This is a genomic window from Paraburkholderia caffeinitolerans (genome assembly GCF_902859945.1).
Lineage (GTDB): Bacteria > Pseudomonadota > Gammaproteobacteria > Burkholderiales > Burkholderiaceae > Paraburkholderia > Paraburkholderia caffeinitolerans.
This window is the reverse complement of record NZ_CADIKL010000016.1, coordinates 79,775-100,723: the sequence shown is the minus strand read 5'-3', so window position 1 is coordinate 100,723 and position 20,949 is coordinate 79,775. Positions and strand designations below refer to the sequence as shown.

The 20,949-nt window shown below is 61.8% G+C and carries 15 protein-coding genes; 8 read left to right on the top strand and 7 right to left on the bottom strand.

All coding sequences use genetic code 11. From position 1 onward, the window contains the following. Nucleotides 1–87: 87 nt before the first annotated feature. On the bottom strand, nucleotides 88–303 hold the full coding sequence (locus HV773_RS17635) for an HTH domain-containing protein (RefSeq protein WP_246282318.1): 216 nt from the start codon (nucleotides 301–303) through the stop codon (nucleotides 88–90). An 897-nt stretch (nucleotides 304–1,200) separates the two neighbouring features. Between HV773_RS17635 and HV773_RS17630 the strand changes: the two genes are divergently transcribed. The 5 genes from HV773_RS17630 to HV773_RS37270 all read left to right on the top strand — a co-directional run bounded on the left by HV773_RS17630 (nucleotide 1,201) and on the right by HV773_RS37270 (nucleotide 11,937). Next, nucleotides 1,201–3,024 (top strand): AAA family ATPase, encoded by a 1,824-nt coding sequence (locus tag HV773_RS17630; RefSeq protein ID WP_175195976.1) that lies wholly within the window; start codon nucleotides 1,201–1,203, stop codon nucleotides 3,022–3,024. Nucleotides 3,025–3,027: 3 nt separating this feature from the next. Beyond that, nucleotides 3,028–3,672, top strand: a complete 645-nt coding sequence (locus tag HV773_RS17625; RefSeq protein ID WP_175195974.1) for a 4Fe-4S single cluster domain-containing protein — start codon at nucleotides 3,028–3,030, stop codon at nucleotides 3,670–3,672. Between the two features lie 17 nt (nucleotides 3,673–3,689). Beyond that, nucleotides 3,690–10,001, top strand: a complete 6,312-nt coding sequence (locus HV773_RS17620) for an AAA domain-containing protein (RefSeq protein ID WP_175195972.1) — start codon at nucleotides 3,690–3,692, stop codon at nucleotides 9,999–10,001. Then, nucleotides 9,998–11,344 (top strand): hypothetical protein, encoded by a 1,347-nt coding sequence (locus HV773_RS17615; RefSeq protein ID WP_246282317.1) that lies wholly within the window; start codon nucleotides 9,998–10,000, stop codon nucleotides 11,342–11,344. The genes HV773_RS17620 and HV773_RS17615 overlap by 4 nt, the downstream gene beginning before the upstream one ends. Nucleotides 11,345–11,808: 464 nt before the next feature. Beyond that, complete coding sequence (locus HV773_RS37270) at nucleotides 11,809–11,937, top strand: hypothetical protein (protein ID WP_281365283.1); 129 nt, start codon at nucleotides 11,809–11,811, stop codon at nucleotides 11,935–11,937. Nucleotides 11,938–12,234: 297 nt separating this feature from the next. Here HV773_RS37270 and HV773_RS17610 read toward each other — a convergent pair whose 3' ends face one another. Then, nucleotides 12,235–13,641, bottom strand: a complete 1,407-nt coding sequence (locus tag HV773_RS17610; protein WP_175195970.1) for an aminotransferase-like domain-containing protein — start codon at nucleotides 13,639–13,641, stop codon at nucleotides 12,235–12,237. A gap of 208 nt (nucleotides 13,642–13,849) precedes the next feature. Between HV773_RS17610 and aptA the strand changes: the two genes are divergently transcribed. Together aptA and HV773_RS17600 are read left to right on the top strand one after the other, a co-directional pair. Continuing rightward, nucleotides 13,850–15,178, top strand: a complete 1,329-nt coding sequence (gene aptA / locus HV773_RS17605; protein WP_175195968.1) for an omega-aminotransferase AptA — start codon at nucleotides 13,850–13,852, stop codon at nucleotides 15,176–15,178. Nucleotides 15,179–15,374: 196 nt separating this feature from the next. Beyond that, the gene (locus HV773_RS17600; protein ID WP_175195966.1) at nucleotides 15,375–15,623 is read left to right on the top strand and encodes a hypothetical protein; all 249 of its coding nucleotides are present in this window, start codon (nucleotides 15,375–15,377) and stop codon (nucleotides 15,621–15,623) included. Between the two features lie 45 nt (nucleotides 15,624–15,668). On the opposite strand, the gene pcaC is transcribed toward HV773_RS17600, so the two are convergent. The 5 genes from pcaC to HV773_RS17575 all read right to left on the bottom strand — a co-directional run bounded on the left by pcaC (nucleotide 15,669) and on the right by HV773_RS17575 (nucleotide 19,739). Further along, nucleotides 15,669–16,073, bottom strand: a complete 405-nt coding sequence (gene pcaC, locus HV773_RS17595; RefSeq protein ID WP_175195964.1) for a 4-carboxymuconolactone decarboxylase — start codon at nucleotides 16,071–16,073, stop codon at nucleotides 15,669–15,671. Next, complete coding sequence (pcaD, locus tag HV773_RS17590; RefSeq protein ID WP_175195963.1) at nucleotides 16,070–16,861, bottom strand: 3-oxoadipate enol-lactonase; 792 nt, start codon at nucleotides 16,859–16,861, stop codon at nucleotides 16,070–16,072. The genes pcaC and pcaD overlap by 4 nt, the downstream gene beginning before the upstream one ends. 4 nt (nucleotides 16,862–16,865) lie before the next feature. Continuing rightward, entirely contained in the window at nucleotides 16,866–18,245 is a 1,380-nt protein-coding gene (locus HV773_RS17585) for a 3-carboxy-cis,cis-muconate cycloisomerase (protein ID WP_175195961.1), read from the bottom strand. 117 nt (nucleotides 18,246–18,362) lie between these two features. Beyond that, on the bottom strand, nucleotides 18,363–19,022 hold the full coding sequence (locus tag HV773_RS17580; protein WP_175195959.1) for a 3-oxoacid CoA-transferase subunit B: 660 nt from the start codon (nucleotides 19,020–19,022) through the stop codon (nucleotides 18,363–18,365). Between the two features lie 15 nt (nucleotides 19,023–19,037). Beyond that, nucleotides 19,038–19,739, bottom strand: a complete 702-nt coding sequence (locus HV773_RS17575; RefSeq protein WP_175195957.1) for a 3-oxoacid CoA-transferase subunit A — start codon at nucleotides 19,737–19,739, stop codon at nucleotides 19,038–19,040. A 258-nt stretch (nucleotides 19,740–19,997) separates the two neighbouring features. Here HV773_RS17575 and HV773_RS17570 point away from each other — a divergent pair, with 258 nt between their 5' ends. Further along, complete coding sequence (locus tag HV773_RS17570; protein WP_175195955.1) at nucleotides 19,998–20,921, top strand: LysR family transcriptional regulator; 924 nt, start codon at nucleotides 19,998–20,000, stop codon at nucleotides 20,919–20,921. Nucleotides 20,922–20,949: the final 28 nt, after the last annotated feature.

The following is a 20,949-nucleotide window of genomic DNA, read 5'->3' as shown; positions in this document are numbered from 1 at the left end:
CGCGCGACGGGCGTGCTTCATGTCCCCGAACAAATAAGTTTGTACCCAGAATGCCGAAAGTGACCCTGTTCCACAAAACCGTTCCGCTTAAAACTGGAAATTTCCAGCTGAAACCGGGACGGAATTTGGGCTAGCCTTACACACCAGCGGGCAACCAAGGCGATCACGCAGAACGTCGAAATCTCTTTTGAGCGTCGCGCGCGACACCTCGAGCTCGCGCATCAATTCTTCAAGAGTGACTGCTCCTCGCTTACGGATGCGCTGGACAATCTTGTGAATTCGCTCGGTGTTCTCTTTTGACACACGCCAGCTCCCAAAAATTGGCGAGATATATACGTTCGCGTCGACCGGTGAACTCGGCCGTCATGGGCTTGCTACAGAAACACTACGCCGCAGTACGACTCTATGTTGGCTCACGGACGTGTCCACAGTCGCAGCAACATTCATCGTGGCGATTAGGCCTATGCGTCTTTCAGGCCTATTTTGAGGACGCAAACTCATGTTTCTTGGCTAATATTTTGATTGACAGCCTACTGCCCCCGTGGCTGCTGCGTTTGCCTGAAGTAAAAGCCTCCATGCGGTCTCAGCTTCGCCTTACTTGCAAACGCTACGACCACGTTCCTCCTGCGCAGAGGCTCAGACGGCGTTTGCGGCACAGTTAGGGTAGCTAACACAACCTGGACATGAAGCGATGAAACCCAAATCCTGGCGTCATGTCCAGGTTATGTTAGCTGCTCTTAATATTAAAAACCTCTTCTTTTAAGTTTAAAAGTTTCAGTTTCTCAAGAAGTTCACAATATATTAGTTATCGCGTTTGGCGGGAGAACGGTTATTTATGCCGTCCGCCGTCTGTGGGACGGCGGCAGTATGCCTACAGCATAGACTCCCAGCGAGCGCACTCTGGTTCAAGACGCATCCAAAGCCCGACACACGGCGTCAGACAACGCCGATTCACAAGACACTCGACCTGTCCTGCCGGCGACGAATCTCTCACCGCGCCGACACCGCGAGCCACCTCTGAAAGTACGACCGCCAGCCAAGGATAGAGCAGGCAACGATATTTAATGACCGGGTTTGAACTTTGGCTGAACCTTCGTGCCGATTTGCCCTGCCGAAAGTGATCAAACCCATTCAAATCGCATAATTACCACTTTGGCTTATGGTAACGTTTTGCTTTCTGCCCACGCGATTGCCGCAGCCATGTCCGCCTACGTAAAGCCCCGCTGGTTACGGGATTTGTTGCGATTTCTCCCTTTAAAGAGCCAGTTCGTTCTCTCGGGAAATGTCCGAGACCTGCAAGCGTGCGAAATCGCGCCGAACGTGGTGACAGCACAACCGCTTGTGAGCATGTTGAACTTAAACCTGCGCGCAGAGGGGTATCAGCAGATAGTTGTGTGGAACCCTGTCGCCGGCTTTACTGTCCCTGACAGCCATGTGCCGCCCACTGAGTCGGCAGAAGATACCCTGCGACTCCTAGGTCTCACGGCAGTCGAAGGCGCAGCGCCCGGTGGTCTGGATGCATTGACGACTTGTCTTGAGCGCCTCGCCACGCTCTCCGGCGAACCTGTAGCGCTTGTTGTGGATTTTGCCTCGCGATTGGCGGTTCGGACGGAATCGCTGACTGCCGCCGAGCACAACCTTTTCACGCGGGCGCTCGTAATGGCGCACACGGTCGCTCCCCGCCCCGCCGGCCAGCACCGGCGGCCGTTCTTCAACACGGTAGTTTGGGTGGTCGACAAAGAGGGAGACCTTCCCGACTGGATGCTCATCGATAATCCGCGCGTCCGTCACATCCCGGTTGCGAAACCCGATGGCATCGCCCGACGCTCCCTGTCTTCCGCGCTCCTGCGCGGCGTTCCGGGTACGCCGCAAGCATCGCCGGAGATGCTCGCGGATGCCAACAAGGCTTTCGTTGATGGCAGCGAAGGCCTTCTCCTCGCAGACATGAACGCCATTGCGACACTCGCACGGGTCGAAGGTGTCACAGTGGATAAAATCGCCGATGCAGTCCGGCGATACAAGGTTGGCGTAACCGAAGACCCCTGGCTGCAAATTGATCGCGACAAGATACGCAACGCTGAAGTGACTGTCCGCCAGCGCGTCAAAGGCCAGTCGCACGCGGTCACGCACATGCTGGATCTCGTGAAGCGCGCAATGACGGGAGTAGGCTCGCAGCGCAAGGGCAACAGGCCGCGTGGCGTTGCCTTCCTCGCGGGTCCCACCGGGGTTGGCAAAACCGAACTGGCGAAAACGATTACGAGCTTGCTGTTTGGCGACGAAAGCGCATACATCCGCTTTGACATGTCGGAATTCAGCGCCGAGCACGCTGACCAGCGCCTCATTGGCGCGCCGCCTGGTTACGTCGGCTACGACGTCGGCGGCGAACTCACCAACGCCATCCGCGAGCGGCCCTTCAGTGTCGTGCTGTTCGACGAAATCGAGAAGGCGCATCCGCGCATTCTCGACAAGTTCCTCCAGATTCTGGACGACGGCGTGCTGACATCGGGGCGCGGAGACCGCGTTTACTTCTCCGAAGCGCTTATCATCTTCACGTCCAACCTCGGCATCTATCGTCAGGATGAGTTCGGTGCTCGAGTGCCGAACGTGCTGCCCGGCGAGGATTTCAATGAGGTCCAGGAGAAGGTCCTCAGCGAAATCCAGCGGCACTTCAAACTCGTGCTGAACCGCCCGGAAATACTGAACCGCATCGGCGAGAACGTCATCGTCTTCGATTTCATCCGCGAAGACATTGCGCACGAAATCTTCGAGCAGATGGTACGTGCCGTCCTCGATGACATTCACACCCAGGAGGTGGCTGTCGAGTTGAGAAGCGAATCGCTGGACGCTCTGCGACGTCAATGCCTGGCCGATTTGTCCAACGGCGGGCGCGGGATCCGAAACCAGATTGAGGCTCGACTCATCAATCCGCTGGCGCGCGGCCTTTTCGACCACGATGCGAAGCCGGGCGACCGCTTTGCTATCACCGGAATTGATACTGGCTCGTTCCATCTGGAAAAGCTGTAACCCATGAATATCCAGATTTCGCGTCTGCATTTCCCAGTCACGACCCTCGGGCCGGGTAAGCGAATCGGGATCTGGTTCCAGGGTTGCAGCATTCGCTGCCCCGGTTGTATATCTGCGGACACCTGGGCGAACACAGGCGGCGAAACTACCGTCCAGGCGGTAATGGAACAGCTAGAGAGCTGGCTGCCTCATGCCGAGGGCGTCACTATTTCCGGCGGCGAGCCGTTCGAGCAACCGGATGCGCTATCTGCCCTGCTTTCGGCGCTAAGAAGCCGATGGCACGGAGATGTTCTCGTATATAGCGGACACCCGTTTGAAGCGCTGACGGACACGCTCGCTGGAATTGACGGATTGGTCGATGCACTCATCACCGATCCGTTTGAGATACAGACACCGCATACGCGACCACTGCGCGGAAGCGACAACCAGCGCCTTCACCTTCTGACAGAAGCTGGGCGAACTCGATTTGGCGTCTACGAGCGGGGGCTTGTCGAGAGTGACAAGTCGCTGGACGTCATGTTTGACGAAGACGGAAGCGCCTGGTTCGCGGGGATACCGAACCGGAATGACTTTCAGCGGTTGAGAGACCTATTGATTGATCAGGGCCATGAAGTCCGGATCAGCGCCGACAAGGCGAAAATCAGATAAGACAGGAAATGTCAGCAATGATGCGTTTTTGCCCAAACTGCAAGACTGAGCGCTCCGTTCAGGAATTCTATTGTGAAGGCACCGTGTGCGGAGCCCAGTGCAACTGGGACTTGTCCAGCCAGCCGATTCGGGAAAATGGCTGGAGGCCACAAGAAGTCTTGACTGCCGAGTCGGCTACCAGCCTGAACGAAGCGGCAGCCGGGCAGGCGCAGCCTCCACATAGTCAGATCCAGTGCACAAACGGCCACCCTATGAACGATGGGGATCTGATGTGCCTTGAGTGCGGCGCAGACCCCGCACCTCGTTCGACCGCCGTCCAGGATGAGGGATCGGCAGGGAATACCGCCACGCAAGTCGGCGAGCGGACGCCGCCAGCCACTGAGACGCAAATCGAAGGGTGGCGTTTGCTGCGTCAGATTTCCAGCACCGACGGCGTGCGAGAGCGCTACATCGCCCAGCATTGCGATACCAATCGCCAAGCCGTCTTGACGCTCTACCGCCAAGGCGCTGAGCCCGACCCGTCTGTCTACGACGTGGTCAAACGCCTACCGCGCGAGCACGTGCCGGAAATCATTGCCACGGGCCGCTGGGATGGACGCGCGTACGAAGTCGCCGAAGAGCTCAGCGGCGGTACGCTCGCTGACGTGGGCATCGCCGTACGCGACCCAGCGACGATTCGCCATGTGGTCGACGAACTAGGGCAGGCTCTGCATTCGTTCTCGGAGGCAGGCCTGCGCCATCGAGACTTGCGTCCCGGCACCCTGCTCGTTCGCAGCCGCGAACCGCTCGACCTTGTGATCAGCGGATTCGGCTCGGCCCGCTTGTCCGAGTTTGATCTAGACATTGTCTCGCCGCTGGAAACCACGCGATACATGGCTCCCGAAGCCATCGCTGGAGGCGTTGCAGCCGCCTCCGATTGGTGGAGTCTCGGGATGATTCTGCTCGAGCAGTTGACTGAAGGTCGCTGCTTTGAAGGCATCAACCCACATGCGTTCCTGATTCATGTCCTGTCCAACGGCGTCAGCCTGCCGGACGACATCGACCCGTCACTGCATCTGCTGTTACGTGGCCTGTTGGCGCGCGATCGTCACCAGCGCTGGCAATGGGCGCAGGTCAAAGCATGGCTCAACGGAGAACCGGTTGATGCTCCTTCAGCGGCTACGTTGGAATCCGACACGCCTGAAGGCGCGAGCATCGCACTCGGCGCGAAGCAATACCATAAGCCGACTGTCTTTGCTCTCGCCGCCGCCGAACGAGAAAATTGGGAAGAAGCACGTGAGCATCTGAGCCGTGGCGCACTCGTCACCTGGGCCGAACAAGCCGGCGTCAGTGCCAAAACGCTCGCTGGGCTCCGGCAGGCAACGCGACTCGAAGAGGCGGACGAAGACTGCCGTCTTATGATTGCGTTGAAGCTGCTCAATTCCGAGATGCCGCTGATCATCCGGGGCGAAATCGTCACGCCAGGTTGGTTGTTGCAGAACCCACTCGAAGGCTACGACCTGATTACCGGTTCGGTACCGACTTTCCTTGACCGGCTTGAGACGGAGACCTGGCTATCCCGTCTGCGTGCTCGTGCCGAGGAAGTCCGACAGCGTGCCCACAATCACAGCATCGAACTCGACGAAGACACAGCCCGTGTCAGCATGCTGTCGACGTCCCGCGCACGTCTGGCGGCTCAATGGGAGGAAAAGCGCCTGCTCTTCCCGGATTCGACTCATCCGGGGCTGCTTTCGCTGTCGGAAAGGCGCGTGATCAGCGAAGAAGACCTTATCGTTCTTCTCAGCGCCGCCATCAGTCAATTCCGTTCGGTCGAAGAGATTCTCGACCAGGCGTCGAATCTCGCACAACGTGAACAGATTCTTGCCTTTGACCACGAAGCAGCCCGAGCCGAGTTGGCGCTGTCGCGCATCGAGCTTTTCCGCAAGATTGACGAGCGTATCGAAGGCTTCTCGCGCACCGGGAATCAAACGATTGACGAATGGGCCGAACAGTTCCGGCTGGAACGGCGACTGGCGCTGCACGAGGCCATCGTCCTACTGTCGGTGCCGGCGGAACAATGGCTTGAGCCTCAGAAACAGCAGTATGTTTCCCAGATTCTCGACTTCTTCGAGAAGAAGGTGGCAACCGCCGTCATGCGCGGCCCGCTCGTGCGCATGACGATCGGCAAGACGACCGGTCGCGTTGACGTACATGAGCTGCATGGCGAACGCCATTCGAGCACGGCACTCATAGAGCACCTGGTACAGCGCAATGTGCAGGCGGTGTCCATCGACCCGGCAATCTTCGGCGCCAACGTAACGCTCGAAGGCAGGCTCAACGCGCTTTACCGTCAGACCTCCCTCTACAAACGAGATACGGGTATCGACGGCCTCTATCTCGGCTTCCCGTTTCTCGTCTACAAGGACACGCGGAGCAACACGCGACCGCGCATTGCTCCGGTGTTGCTGTGGCCTGTCAAACTGCTGATGGAGCTTGGGACGCGCGGCCAGGTAGCGCTCGCCTTCGATGGGGAGCGGGAAGAAGTCCGCCTGAACCCCGCCCTCGAAGGACTGCTGGGACGCGACGCAATCAAGGCCTGGCGTGCGGTAGCCGATGATGTACTGGGCCGCTCCGCACTCAAGGCCGCTGACGTCATGGACGCGTTCGGCATGCTTGCCAACGCGGAGCGTCGGCAGGTAAGCACCCTGCCTTCGCCTGGTGTGGAGGTGCCTGTGGGTGAGATGCGTCTCGCCTGCTCGGGTGTGCTTTTCCACGTCACGTTCATCGGACAGGCTATTGGCGAGGATTTGCGCCAGCTCAAGGTGTTGTCGCCATCGGGGACCGCTCTTGAGTCGATGCTCCGTCTGAAAGACAAATCGGCCTACGAGCAATCCGAAGTGGCAGGCACGGAACTCGAGCGCTTCCTGACGGTTGCGAGCGACCCCTCGCAGGAATCTGCCGTGCTGCAGGCACGACAGGGACCCGGTCTGCTGGTCGAAGGGCCGCCCGGAACCGGCAAGTCACAGACCATTGTCAACATGGTCTCGGATGCGATTGGACGTGGAAAAAGCCTGCTGATCGTCTGCCAGAAACATGCGGCGCTGGAGGTCGTGCATAAGCGTCTTGTCGCCGAAGGACTGGGCGACCGCATCGTCATGGTCAACGACGTCAACAAGGACCGCGAACCGACAATCCGCGCCGTGCGCGAGCAACTCGACGCAATTTTCCGTGGCTCGAATTTCGACAACGGCTGGGTGCGTCAACGCGAGCGTATGGCGGCGCGGATCGAGACGCTGGAGGGCGAACTGGACCGCCAGCACGAGGCCATCCATCGGGTCGATGAATCGACAGGGCTGAGCTATCGCGTCCTGCTGGGCGAACTGATCAAGCTGGAGGCCGGAGAGCCGCCGGTCAGCGTGCCTCAGTTGCGCACAAAGCTCTCCGCACTCGATATCTCCGCGCTCACCACGCTTGAAGAGCAATGCGCGCCACTCGCCCGCTACTGGCTCCCAGCAAAATTTGAGGGCAGCGCGCTCGCGCAGTTGAAGTCGTTCGCAACCGATCGGGCGACAATCGAAGAATTCAACACCATCTTCGTCGCGCTCTGTGAAGCGGAGCGCCTGCGCATCGAAACGCTGGCAGCACATCCGGCCCGTTTCGACGTCTATGACCCTGCGCCGTATCGCGCGTGGCTCGACGCGAATGCCAGTCGCCTTGTCGCCCTCGACGACACGCAACGCAAACGCCTGGCTAAATGGCTGCCGCTTTTCCGTCCGGCGGACAGTGCCGACGCAGAAGGTCATCGTCATTACACCGGCCTGAAAGAGCTGCATCGCGCGCTACTTGCGGTTGACGGGACAGCCTTCGATAGTCAGCTTTCACCGGCCCTCGCCCGCGCACCGGAAGCCGAACTGCGTGAAATCGAATCGCGCGCCACACTGGCCACGAAAGCACCAACCTTTTTCAGTCGCCTGAACCCTGCCACCTATGTCCGTCGCGGCAAGCTGATGAAGTTCGCGGCTAGTTGCGGCGCACCGGCCACAGACGAAACATTGGTCAAGCTGCTTGCCGCTGCCCGCCTTGAACTCAACTGGCGACCAAAACGCCTGGCGCTGGATGCCATCAGCCGCGCCCTGCACCTGGACACGGTCGATCCGACGTGCGGCCCTGCGCTGTCCGACGAGTGCTTGACGCGCCTTCGCCAACTCGAAGAAGTTCGGGAGCTTGCGCAACACCTCGCCATCGCCCCGCGCGGCGACGAGTTCGATTCGGCGGTACTTACTGGTGATCGCGCACCGGTGGAGCAGTTGCTCGACGGCTTTGAAACGGCGTTCGTGCGCCACCACGCGCGCCAGCACAGCCTTCAAGCGCTCCAGTTACTTGATGAATGGATTTCGGGCGAACTCGCCGATGCCTGCCGGCGCGCCATCGCGGAGAACATCAGCTACCAGGCACCGCTCAATCGCATCCTCGATGCGTTGCCGACGCTAGCTGCCTATCAGCAGTTCAGGACGCGCTCGAAGCACGTCACGCTTGAAGCACTCGAAGTCTTTGCCTTAATGCGCACTCACGAGGCGATGCTCGCCGGCGTTCCGCCTGAGGATCTCGACTGGGAAGTCCGCCGGATGATCAATCGCGAAGCGCGCCTGGGCTGGAAGCGGCGGATGGAGCAGGAAACGCCGGAACTGCTGCTGGACCAGACGGAAATTTCGACCAAGATTACTGCGCTCGCGGCCGCCGATGAAGAGATGCGCCGGCTCAATCGCGAAGTCCTTCGCAATGGCATCGAGCGCAACCGGCTCGGCTCGCATAGAGACTGGGACGACGTGACGCGCCTGACTGGCCGGCGCTCGCGGCGCTTGCGGGAATTCATCGAGATGGGCGCCGGGCTCGGTCTGATGGCTTTACGCCCGGTGTGGCTGATGAATCCCGATGTCGCGAGCCGCGTGCTCCCGCTGAAGTCCAACCTGTTCGATTCCGTTGTCTACGACGAGGCGTCGCAGATGCCCGTCGAGTACGCAATTCCGACGTTGTTCCGAGGCACCCTGTCCGTTGTCAGCGGCGACGAAAAGCAGATGCCGCCCACAGCGTTTTTCTCGGGAAGAACGGACAGCGATGAGGCGGAGGTCTACGACGGCGATCAGCCCGACGAAGACGCAACCGAAGAAGAGCGCGAACTCTTCGAAGACACGTGGAATCGCCGCGAAATCAAAGACTGCCCTGACCTTCTGCAACTGGCGCGCACGGCGTTGCCGGCCTCGACGCTGCAAATCCACTATCGCTCGGCCTATCGCGAGCTCATCGGCTACTCGAATTCCGCGTTCTATGAGAACAATCTCAGCGTGCCTGTTCGTCACCCGGATGCGACCGTGCGCGAGGTCAAGCCGATTGAACTCATTCAGGTCAATGGACTTTACGAGCAGCAAACGAACCCGGATGAAGCAGACCGCGTCGTCGATTACCTCGCCGAAATTTGGCAACTACCGTATGCAGAGCGCCCGTCCATCGGCGTCGTGACATTCAACCGCAAGCAGGCCGACCTTATTGAGGAGCGACTCGAGTTGCGCGCCGAGACTGACGAGACATTCCGCACCGCATACCGTGAGGAAAGCGACCGTTTGGATAGCGGCGAGGACATGTCTGTCTTCGTCAAGAACGTCGAGAATGTCCAAGGTGACGAGCGCGACGTCATTGTGTTCTCGACCACGTTCGGTCGAAATGGACAAGGTGCATTCCGTCGCGCCTTTGGCGTACTCGGGCAGAAAGGCGGTGAACGCCGCCTGAACGTGGCCGTGACTCGAGCACGCAAGAAGGTGGTCCTCGTGACCTCGATGCCGATTCGCGACATCTCCGACATGCTGAACACCCAGCGTAAGCCGGCGATTCCGCGTGACTATCTTCAAGGCTATATGGAATATGCGCGCGCCATGTCGAATGGCGAACTACAGACCGGGCGTGCGTTGCTCGGGCGCATGACGAGCGAGCGGGCGCACGCCAAAATCCAACAGGATGGCGCACCCGACGGGTTCGCGAGCGATGTGCTGGCGTTTCTCCGCAGCCTTGGCCTCTCCCCGGTGCCGGCTCAGGAAGGTGACGCCTTCGGACTGGACTTCGCCATTGCGAATCCGGAAACCGGGCTGTACGCCATCGGCATCGAATGTGATGCGCCGCGCCACCCACTGCTGCGCCATGCCCGAGCTCGGGAAATCTGGCGCCCATCGGTTCTTAGCCGCGCGATTCCCACGCTTCATCGCGTGTCGTCGCAATCCTGGTATCACGACCCGGAAGTCGAACGAGCCCGCCTCAAGGCGGCAGTGGAATCTGCACTGGCCATGGAGGTCACAGCATGAGCGGCCCGAAAGTCGTGCGAATCGTGACTCGCGAGGAAATTCTCGCGATATGCGAAGGCCATCTGCAGCGCCTTGATCAGGCAATTTCGGCGTGGACCAGAGCCGGCAAGCGCATCGGAGAACTTGCGCAATCCGAAATCGATGCGACGCATGCGCGTCGGCAAGCGCTCGCGGCACTGATCGCGACCGAAGCGTATCTCGACCTGCAAAAGCGTGTACCTGAGGAAATCGCGTTCCTTCACGCCGACCTTGAGCGTCGGCGAATGCTCGCGGTCGACAAAGCTGAGCAGGCCCAGAAGCGTCGACGGCAAGGCCGGGACAGTGCGAGCACGCTTCTTCACTCGCTGAAGTCAAAAAATGTGGACGTCCCTGCGGACCTGGAGTCGCAGCTGACGCAAATCGCAAACGGCGGAGAGTTTGCCAATGCAGATGCCCTCCTCACGCGCGCATTCGCCCTGATCCCCACCGGCGGACCTCGTGAAGTCAGTGAAGCACAGCGACAACTCGCAAGCCGCTTACTCGGCGACCAAAAGGTACAAAGCGTTGAGAGCTGGAAAGCCGCGCAGACCGCCATTCCGCCTCAATTGGCTCGCGTCGACAGGCAGATCGCGGAAGCGTATGTATTCCTCGCTGCTGAGGAAACTGCGGCGTTCAGATCGCGTCTGGGCGTCATCGAGGCCGAACCCGTCGAGGCCCGGCGCAATATCCTGCTGGATAGCTTGATTCTGGACCTGTCCGATGCGGTCTCGCGCTCACGCAAACGCCTCGCTGTGCTCGAGGAACTTCAAGAACTGGCTGCGGAGCTCCGCACGCACGATAGCGATGAAGCGAAGGCGGTCCTCGCGAGAATCCAGCATTGTGACGATCTACCGTCTGTCGAGGCAGTCGCCGCGCTACTAGAAGACTGCAAGAATGCAATCGTCGCTGAGCAACAACGTGAAGCCGCACAGGCGCGTCGGGCGGCCATTCTTCAAGGCCTGTCGCGGCTGGGCTATGAAGTCCACGAAGGCATGTCAACCGCTTGGGCCAATGAGGGGCGCGTTGTCGTCAAGAAGCCCTCGCTGCCCGACTACGGAGTCGAAGTCGGCGGACAGGCGCAAGCAAGCAGGCTACAGGTCCGCGCAGTTGCCCTGACTGCGAACCGCGACGCGACTCGCGACAAGGATGTCGAGACTATCTGGTGTGGTGACTTCGGCAAACTTCAAGCCCTCCTCGCAGAACACGGCGACAATCTGCTGATTGAACGCGCAATGGGTGTCGGACAGGTACCGCTGAAGATAGCTGACGATAGCGCGCACGAACAGGCCGATTTGAATCAACGAAATACACGTCAGGGCCTTTAGCCACGGAACTGACGACTTGGCGACCACTCGAACGGCTGGCACCCCACCGATGATAGCCAAGGTAAACGCATGGATAACGTCTCGCGCATTTGCTGCCGAAACGCTGAATTGAGTTGTAAATTCAGCGTTTCGAAGAATTACGACACTGCCTCAACTCATGCTAATTGCATATATAAATATCCATGCATGAGCGAGGACGGAGCCCCGTCCCTTAACGAAAGCTATTTAATTAATAGTTAGCATCGCGAAGTCACTACACAAAACCCACCATCGCGAACACGCACGCGACGATATGCAATTACCATTTAATCTTATCTATGCCGCCGGATGAAGCTGCGGCAAACTGCTAGCGGCAACTCTGTGATGCTGCTGAGTTGCCGAATCAGCTTGAATGAGTCGGCCACCACGATATCCGTCGTGGTTCACTAAACCGTTGGCATCCCAAACTGAAAGGAAAGTGAAATATGACCACCATCAATCCCGGCCCGAAGCCCAAACGAGAGGACGGCAAAGATGATCGCAGGCACCACGTGAATCCTCCTAATAAGCCCAAGCACCCGACTCTGCCTACTCACGATCCCAAGAAAAAGTGAGTGCGTAGGCAGTCAACGTGAGGGCTGGCCGCTCTAGGCCTATCCACCCAGCCACCTTTCGGTGGCTGCTTGATTCAGGTCAAGATAGGCTGGATGCCAGCCAACCGAAGAAGCAGGTCGGTAATGCAGTATCTGCAGAACTGTCAGAGAAAGCCGGACGGTGCCTCTCTACTTCTTTGGACAGTCCATGAAATTGGCGTTGAGGCGCCGTGACAGATCCATTTTCGGGTGCTCAAGTCATCAACCGCACCGAGCCGGAAATTTCCCGCTGAAACCGGGACGGAATTTGGGCTAGCCTCAATTGCCCACCCGCTCGATGAACCGCCACAGCGCGTCGTTGAGCGAATACGGCGCGTTGAAGCGGAACCAGGCGCTGGCCGCGTCATCGGCGCGGAAATAGGAGCCGGGCGCGAGCCAGATGCCGTCGGCCAGCGCCGCCGTGGCGATCGCACCGGCGCGCGCGGCCTCCACCGGCAGGCGCACCCACACGAACAGCCCCGCACGCGGGCGACAGAACGGCTCCAGACCCAGCGCGTCGAGCCGGTCTTCCAGCGTCGCATGCGCGACCTTCAGGCGCTCGTTCACGAGCTCGACGTGATGCGCGTAACGCCCTTCGACCAGCACCTTGTCGACGATGCGCTCGATCGTTTCCGACGACGTGAGCCCCACCGCCATCTTCGCGCGCGCGAGCTCGCGCAGCACATCGCGCTCGGCGACCACGTAGCCGCAGCGCAGCGAAGGCGTCACCGTTTTCGAGAAACCGCCCACGTAGACCACGCGCCGCAGCCCTTCCATCGCGGCCAGCAGCGGCGCGCCGGGTGGCGCGAGTTCGCGGCTCACGTCGTCTTCGACCACCCACATGCGCTCGCGCTCGGCAATCTGCAGCAAGCGGAATGCATTCGCCATCGAGTATGTCGCACCGGTAGGATTTTGCAGCGTGGTGTTCACGAAAATGGCCTTGGGCCGATGCGCGGCCACCTGCTGCTCCAGCACCTCGAGGTCTATCCCGGCCGGCGTGCGCGGCACGCCATGCACCGTGAGCCCGGCAAGCTTGAGGATCTGCAGTAAATTGCAGTAGCCCGGATCCTCCACCAGCACCGTGTCGCCCGCGCGCAGCAAAGTGCGCACGATCAGATCGAGCCCCTGGGTCGCGCCCTGCGTGAGCAGCACGTTGCCGACCTCCACCGGCAGGCCCTGGCGGTCCAGTTGCACAGCAATGCGCTCGCGCAGCGGCGCAAAGCCGTAGGGGTGCCCGTAATCGCCCAGCCGCACTGCGGGCACGCGGCTCGTCGCGCGCAGAGCGTGGTGCAGCCCCGTCTCGTTGATCCACTCGCTCGGCATCCAGCCGCAGCCCGCCTTGATCGGCACGGAATGATCGGCGAACACATCGGAGAGCAGCCAGTTGGCGGTGAGCATGGGCGGCTGCCAGACCGCCGCGCTTGCGCGCGGAACGGCCTCGCGCGGCGCCACGCGATAGCCCGAGCCGCGCCGCGCCACCACGAGCCCCATCGAGACGAGCCGGTTGTACGCCTCGGTCACCGTATAGGTGGACAGCGCATGCGACTGCGCCAATTGCCGAACCGAAGGCAGCAACGCGCCCGAGCGCAGTGCATTCGTTTCGATCGCGCTGGAAAAGCCGTGCACGATCTGCTCGACGAGCGTGGTGGGAGCGGCGCGGCCGCGTTGCAGTTCAAGTTCGATCATCGGAAAAGTGGGTCGCGCGTTGAGTGGCACGCGCCGACCAATACAGTTGCGGCAAATTGTCCAGCACGGTTATCAGCGCAGTATAGAGACTGTATCTGCCGTCGTCCAAATCCGGGGGCTAGAGTTTGTGCAATCACAACCGCAACCCTGTTGCATGGAACCGGAGCATGCGCACACGCGCCAACACCGGTCGACCCTGGAGGAAACAATGACTTCGCGCCCCGTCATCGACGACCTGTCGTCGTTCTGGATGCCGTTCACCGCCAACCGCCAGTACAAGGCCGCGCCGCGCCTGCTCGAATCGGCCAAGGGCATGTACTACCGCACCAGCGACGGCCGCGAGGTGCTCGACGGCAGCGCGGGCCTGTGGTGCGTGAACGCCGGCCATGCGCGCGAGGAAATCGTCGCCGCCATCGCACAGCAAGCCGGCACGCTCGACTACGCGCCCACCTTCCAGATGGGTCACCCGCTCGCCTTCGAAGCCGCGAGCCGGATCGCCGACATCATGCCCGCCGGGCTCGACCGCATCTTCTTCACGAACTCGGGTTCGGAGTCCGTCGACACGGCGCTCAAGATCGCCCTCGCCTACCACCGCTCGCGCGGCGAAGGCCAGCGCACGAAGCTCATCGGCCGCGAGCGCGGCTATCACGGCGTGGGCTTCGGCGGCATTTCGGTGGGCGGCATCGGCGGCAACCGCAAGACCTGGTCGGGCCAGTTGCTGCCCGCCATCGACCACCTGCCGCATACCCACGACCTCGAGCACAACGCGTTCTCGAAGGGCCAGCCCGCATGGGGCGCCCATCTCGCCGACGACCTCGAGCGCATCGTCGCCCTGCACGACGCCTCGACCATCGCGGCCGTCATCGTGGAGCCGCTGGCCGGCTCTACCGGCGTGCTGATCCCGCCGCAAGGCTATCTGCAGCGTCTGCGCGAAATCTGCACGAAGCACGGCATCGTGCTGATCTTCGACGAAGTCATCACGGCATTCGGCCGCCTCGGCAAGGCCACGGCGAGCGAATATTTCGCCGTGACGCCCGACATCATCACGATGGCCAAGGCGATCAACAACGCAGCCGTGCCGATGGGTGGCGTGGCCGTGAGCCGCACGATCCACGACACCGTGGTGAACAGCGGCGCCCCGGGTGCGATCGAGCTGTTCCATGGCTACACGTATTCGGCGCACCCGCTCGCCGCCGCCTCCCTGATCGCGACGCAGGACCTGTATCGCCGCGACGGGCTCTTCGAACGTGCGTACAGCCTCGCGCCGAAGTTCGAAGCGGCAGCCCACGCGCTGCGCGATGCGAAGCATGTGAAGGACATCCGCAACCTCGGCCTCGTTGCGGGCATCGAGCTCGATTCGCGCGACGGCGCGCCGGGCGCGCGTGCCTATGAGGTGTTCGTCAAGTGCTTCGAGGCGGGTGTGCTGATCCGCTACACGGGCGACATTCTCGCGTTCTCGCCGCCGCTCATCATCACCGAGGAAGAGATCGAGCGTCTCTTCGGCACGGTGCGCGAGGTGCTGGCGAAGGTCCAGTAACGAAGGCAACTCGCGCACGCAAACCGTGCGTGCAATACGGCGGCCCGGAGCACGACGCTCGCGGGCCGTTTTTTTCGCCCGACTCTTTCAATTTGCTTTTTACGCACATGCGCACGCGCACGGCGCGCGGCATCGGCGTATCGTTTGCGTATCGACACTGCGATGCTGCTCGCGGGCGGCAGCCGGAGGAAGGGCAATGAAGACACCGATTCGTATGGGCGAGCATATCGAGGGCGTTCACTGGGTGGCGGAATATCTCGCGTCGACGCATGAAATCCGTGTGTTCCGCGATGGCCGCGAAGTCGACACGTTTGCGGCGCCGGCCGCACTGCTGGGCGAAGAGGATGATGCGGGATCGGCGAGCGACGAAGCCAGCCGCGCCGAAGACGCCGCCGTGCTCGCGGTCTTGCGGCGCTATGTGGCCGAGCTCAATGCCGAGGAATGAGTGTGGAGAGCATGGCGCGCGTGCTGCGCGCCACGTGATGCGGGATCAGCCCTGCGCTCCGCCAGAGGGCGCGCCGTCTTCCTCGCGGAAGATGCGATCGGCGAGATGGAAGGCCGAATTGGCGGCAGGCACGCCGCAGTAGATGGCCGTCTGCAACAAGACCTCCTTGATCTCGTCGCGCGTCACGCCATTGTTCTTCGCGGCGCGCAGATGCAGCGCAAGCTCCTCGCTGCGGTTGAGGGCCACCATCATGGCGATCGTGAGCAGACTGCGCGTATGGCGCGGCAAGCCCTCGCGCGTCCAGATCTCGCCCCATGCGTAGCGCGTGATGAGCTTCTGGAACTCCTCGGTCACTTCATTGCGGTTGGCGATGGAACGATCGACGTGCGCGTCGCCCAGCACCGCGCGACGCACCTTCATCCCCGCTTCGTAGCGCTCGTCTTCGTTCATTTCGACTCCAGCAGAAAGCCCAGCACAGTCTGGTTGAACTCGTCCGCCAGTTCGACGTTCGAAATGTGCGACGCATTCAGTTCGACGTAACGCGCACCCGGCACGGACTCCGCGAGTTCGCGGCCTTGCGCGGGCGTGGCGGCCATATCGTGGGTGCCCGAGATCACGAGCGTCGGCGCCTTGATCGACGCGGCCTCGCCGCGCAGATCGGTGGCATTGATCGCTTCGCAGTTCGAAGCATAGCCATCCGGATCGGTATGCACGAACACGTCGCGCGCCTGATCGATCACAAGCGGATTCCGCTCCATGAATTCGGCCGTGTACCAGCGCGGCAACACGGCATCGGCGAGCGCGCGCATACCTTCGTTGCGGGCCTTCGCCGCGCGCGGCACCCACACTTCGGGCGTGCCGATCTTCGCCGCCGTGTTGCACAGCGCGAGGCGATCGATGCGGTTGCCAAAGCGCGCGCCAAGACCCACTCCCGTCAGGCCGCCCATCGAGACGCCGGCGAAATGCGCGCGTTCGATACCGAGGTGATCGAGCAGGCCGATCACGTCGCCGGTCAGTTGCTCGATGGTGTAGGGGCCTGCCGGCGCCGCCGAATGGCCGTGGCCGCGCGTGTCATAGCGCAGCACGCGGAAATGCTTCGAGAATGCAGCAAGCTGGGGCGTCCACATCGACACGTCGCTGCCGAGCGAATTCGACAAAACGAGCCACGGCGCGGTGGTGTTCCACGCACCGTCGATACGGTAGAACAACTGGGTGTCGTTGACGGCTGCATGAGGCATGCGGCTACTCCTGATGGATCTGCGATGGTGAACGGGGAGCGCGCTGCGCGTACGACGCGAGCACCGCGTCGACAAAGGCATGCGCCTGCCCCACATAATTGGCGGGATCGAGCAGCGCCCTCAGGCGCGCTTCGTCCAGATGTCTGGTGACGGCGGGGTCGGCCGCGAGCACATCGTAAAGCGTACGCCCCGTTTGCACCGCCGTTTTCGATGCGTGCTCAACGAGATGATGCGCATCCAGGCGGCCAATGTGGTCGCCGAGCGCGAGCATCACCGCCTCGCCAAGAATCAGTCCGTGCGTGACGCTCAGGTTGGCGGCGAGATGCTCGGGCCGAACTTCCAGGCCGCCTGCGATCTGCTCGATCTGCGCGAGCGCACCGCCCGCAAGACGCGCAAGATCCGGCAGCGCATCCCATTCGGCCTGCCAGCCGCCGAGCGCACGTTCGTGCTCCTGCACCATGCCCGCGAACACCGTGGCGACAAGGCCCGGCGCGCGCACGGCAGCTGTCAGGACTGCTGCACAACCCACCGGATTGCGCTTGTGCGGCATCGTCGAAGAACCGCCCTTGCCCGCCGCCGCGGGCTCGCCCAGTTCACCGACCTCGGTTTGCATCTGCAGCGAGATGTCGCGCGCGATTTTGCCGAGCGTGCCGATCAGCATGCCGAAGAAAGAAGCGGCCTCGGCAATGCGGTCGCGTTGCGTATGCCAGGGCAGCGCGGGCGCGGCAAGCCCGAGCGCTCTCGCGAGTTCCCCGCTCACCTGCGGCGCCGCTTCGCGCAGGCTCGCGAGCGTGCCCGCCGCGCCGCCGAATTGCAGCACGAGCGCGCGTTCGCGCAACGCCGCAAGGCGCTCGCGGTGACGCAGCATCGCATCGAGCCATTGCGCGAACTTCAGGCCGAGCGTGATCGGCAGCGCTTGCTGAAGCCAGGTGCGCCCCACCGCGGGCGTCGCGCGATGCATGCGCGCGAGATCGGCGAGCTTCGCACAGGTCGCGTCGATGCCGGTTTCGATCAGCGCGAGTGCGTCGCGCAATTGCAGCACGGTCGCCGTATCGATGATGTCCTGACTCGTCGCGCCCCAATGCACGTATTTCGCGGCTTCGGGGTCGGCGGCCTTCACGCGGGCGGTCAGTTGCTTGACGAGCGGAATCGCCAGATTGCCGCCCAACGCGGCGTCGCGCGCCAGCGCATCGGCATCGAGCTGGTTCGCCTCGCAAGCCCCGGCGATCGCCGCCACGGCCGTGTGCGGAATCACGCCGTGCGCGGCCGACGCCCGCGCCAGCGCCGCCTCCACGTCGAGCATGCGCTGCAGCGTGGCATCGGGCGACCACACGGCATTCATCGGCTCGGTGCCGCAAATCAGGCTCGTCAGGCGTTCAATCATGGATCGGAATGAATCGATTAAGGATGTGCGCAAACACAGATGGCGCGACGCCCGACGACTATGCAGCCAGACACCGCGCCACGCGGGGCTTCATGCAATAAACTGCGTTGCAGCAGTTTAAGCCGCGCGGCGGTTCTGCGTCGCGTCGATCAACGGCACGCCAGCAAGCTTTTGCAGCGCATCGAAGTCGATGTCCGAATAGATCTCACGTACCGCGAGGCCTTCGGGCGTAACGTCGAACGCGGCGAGATCCGTATAGATGCGGCCCACACAGCCCACGCCCGTCACCGGATACGAGCATTCGCTCACGAGCTTGCTTTCGCCCTGCTTGGTGAGCAGTTCCATCATGACGAACACTTGCTTCGCGCCGAGCGCGAGGTCCATCGCGCCACCGACGGCAGGAATGGCATCGGGAGCACCGGTATGCCAGTTCGCGAGATCGCCCTTCACCGACACCTGGAACGCACCGAGCACGCAGTAGTCGAGATGACCGCCGCGCATCATCGCGAACGAATCCGCGTGATGGAAAAACGCGCCGCCGGTAAGCAGCGTGACGTGCTGCTTGCCCGCGTTGATGAGTTCGTCGTCTTCCTGGCCGGGGACCGGCGCCGGGCCCATGCCGAGCAAACCGTTCTCGCTGTGCAGGAAAATTTCCTTGCTCGGGTCGAGGTGGTTGGCCACCAGCGTCGGCACGCCAATGCCGAGATTCACATAAGCGCCCTCAGGAATGTCCTGAGCCACGCGTTGAGCCATTTCGTCGCGATTCAACCGTTTCATTTCTTGACTCCTCACTCAGGCGGCCTGGCCGGCTTGCAGCGATTGATGCGCCGTCTGCGGCACTTCTACGACGCGCTGCACGAAAATGCCGGGCGTCACGATGTTTTCCGGATCAAGCGCGCCGAGTTCGACGACCTCCGAAACCTGCGCGATGGCGACCTTGGCCGCGCTCGCCATGATCGGGCCGAAGTTGCGCGCGGTCTTGCGATAGACCAGGTTGCCCCAGCGATCGCCCTTATAGGCCTTGATGAGCGCGAAGTCGGCGTGCAGCGGCGACTCCAGCACGTATTGACGGCCGTCGATCAGGCGCGTTTCCTTGCCTTCGGCCAGTTTCGTGCCATAGCCCGTGGGCGTGAAGAAGCCGCCGATGCCCGCGCCCGCCGCGCGGATGCGCTCGGCCAGATTGCCCTGCGGCACGAGTTCGAGCTCGATTTCGCCAGCGCGATAAAGCGCGTCGAACACATACGAGTCGGTCTGGCGCGGGAACGAGCAGATGATCTTGCGCACCCGCTTGGCCTTGAGCAGCGCGGCAAGGCCGGTATCGCCATTGCCCGCATTGTTGTTCACGATCGTGAGCTCGCGCGCACCCTGCGCGATCAGCGCGTCGATCAGTTCCGCGGGCATGCCGGCCGTGCCGAAGCCGCCGATCATCACCGTGGCGCCGTCGTGCACGTCGGCGACGGCGGCTTGAAGCGAATCAAAAATCTTGTTGATCATGCCTGTTCCTGAAAGCGATGCGCACCGCGGAAAACCCACGCCACTTGATCGCGAAAAAGTTCTATATACGAACACTGATTCGTTTAGCGAACGTCCAGCGCATTATCGGAGCCGAAAGATGGACTTGTCAAGGCGGGTCTACCCAAACCGGCAGCCGGGTGCATGTCAGGCGGCCCGAGTATCGCGCAGTCGAATTCATGCACTACTGTTTATGCTGTTTCGATATAGTGCATCTGATTGCCCACGTCCGCCCTCCCCATGAAAGAGCTCGACCTCAATCTGATCCCCTACCTTGTGGCGATGGACGAAACCCGCAACGTGAGCCGCGCCGCCGAGCGGATGGGCGTGAGCCAGCCACGCGTGAGCACGGCCCTCGGCAAGCTGCGTGAATATTTCGGCGACCCGCTATTCGTGCGCACCGCGCACGGCATGGAGCCCACGCCGCGCGCGCTCGGCCTCATCCCGGCCGCGCGCGATGCGCTCATCCGCATCGAGAAAGGCATGCTCGAAGCTCAGGACTTCGACCCGGCCACCAGCACGCATACGTTTTCGATCGCGCTCTCGGACGTGGGCGAGATCGTGTTTCTGCCGCGCCTGCTTCAGATGTTCGCCGAACGGGCGCCCAACGCGAATCTGCGCTCGGTTTCGCTGCCGCACAACCAGGTGGAGCGCGGCCTCGAATCGGGCGACATCGACCTGGCCGTCGGCTACTTCCCCGACCTCGCGGGCAACAACTTTTTCCAGCAGCGTCTTTTCACGCATCGGTTCATCTGCCTGATGCGCAGCAGCCATCCGCTTGCCGGCAAGCCCCTGACGCTAAAGCAGTTTCTTGCACTCGGTCATGCCGTCGTGCGCGCCGAGGGCCGCAGCCAGGAAGTGCTCGAACGTTTTCTTGAGAGGAAGCGCCTGCACCGGCGCGCTGTGCTCGAAACGCCTCACTTCATGAGCCTGCCGTTCATTCTCACGCGCACCGACCTGATCGCCACCGTTCCGCATGCAATCGGCTTCGCCTATGCCTCGGAGCATGCCTCGATCGCGCTGGTGGAGCCGCCGCTGCCCTTGCCCCGCTTCGACCTCAAGCAGCACTGGCATCGCAAGTATCACAACGCGCCGCGCGGCGAATGGCTGCGCCGCGTGGTGACCGAGCTGTTCAATGACGCAATGGACGAATGGCCAAAATGAAGTGCGCGGCAGCGGACGCCGCCATGCA

Excerpts from the sequence above, each read along its gene's own strand:
- HV773_RS17630 (WP_175195976.1), top strand. The coding sequence starts at position 1,201 with ATGTCCGCCTACGTAAAGCCCCGCTGGTTACGGGATTTGTTGCGATTT.
- HV773_RS17585 (WP_175195961.1), bottom strand. The coding sequence starts at position 18,245 with ATGATTGAACGCCTGACGAGCCTGATTTGCGGCACCGAGCCGATGAAT.
- pcaC (WP_175195964.1), bottom strand. The coding sequence starts at position 16,073 with ATGAACGAAGACGAGCGCTACGAAGCGGGGATGAAGGTGCGTCGCGCG.
- HV773_RS17610 (WP_175195970.1), bottom strand. The coding sequence starts at position 13,641 with ATGATCGAACTTGAACTGCAACGCGGCCGCGCCGCTCCCACCACGCTC.
- HV773_RS37270 (WP_281365283.1), top strand. The coding sequence starts at position 11,809 with ATGACCACCATCAATCCCGGCCCGAAGCCCAAACGAGAGGACGGCAAA.
- HV773_RS17575 (WP_175195957.1), bottom strand. The coding sequence starts at position 19,739 with ATGATCAACAAGATTTTTGATTCGCTTCAAGCCGCCGTCGCCGACGTG.
- pcaD (WP_175195963.1), bottom strand. The coding sequence starts at position 16,861 with ATGCCTCATGCAGCCGTCAACGACACCCAGTTGTTCTACCGTATCGAC.
- HV773_RS17615 (WP_246282317.1), top strand. The coding sequence starts at position 9,998 with ATGAGCGGCCCGAAAGTCGTGCGAATCGTGACTCGCGAGGAAATTCTC.
- HV773_RS17625 (WP_175195974.1), top strand. The coding sequence starts at position 3,028 with ATGAATATCCAGATTTCGCGTCTGCATTTCCCAGTCACGACCCTCGGG.
- HV773_RS17580 (WP_175195959.1), bottom strand. The coding sequence starts at position 19,022 with ATGAAACGGTTGAATCGCGACGAAATGGCTCAACGCGTGGCTCAGGAC.
- HV773_RS17620 (WP_175195972.1), top strand. The coding sequence starts at position 3,690 with ATGATGCGTTTTTGCCCAAACTGCAAGACTGAGCGCTCCGTTCAGGAA.
- aptA (WP_175195968.1), top strand. The coding sequence starts at position 13,850 with ATGACTTCGCGCCCCGTCATCGACGACCTGTCGTCGTTCTGGATGCCG.
- HV773_RS17570 (WP_175195955.1), top strand. The coding sequence starts at position 19,998 with ATGAAAGAGCTCGACCTCAATCTGATCCCCTACCTTGTGGCGATGGAC.
- HV773_RS17600 (WP_175195966.1), top strand. The coding sequence starts at position 15,375 with ATGAAGACACCGATTCGTATGGGCGAGCATATCGAGGGCGTTCACTGG.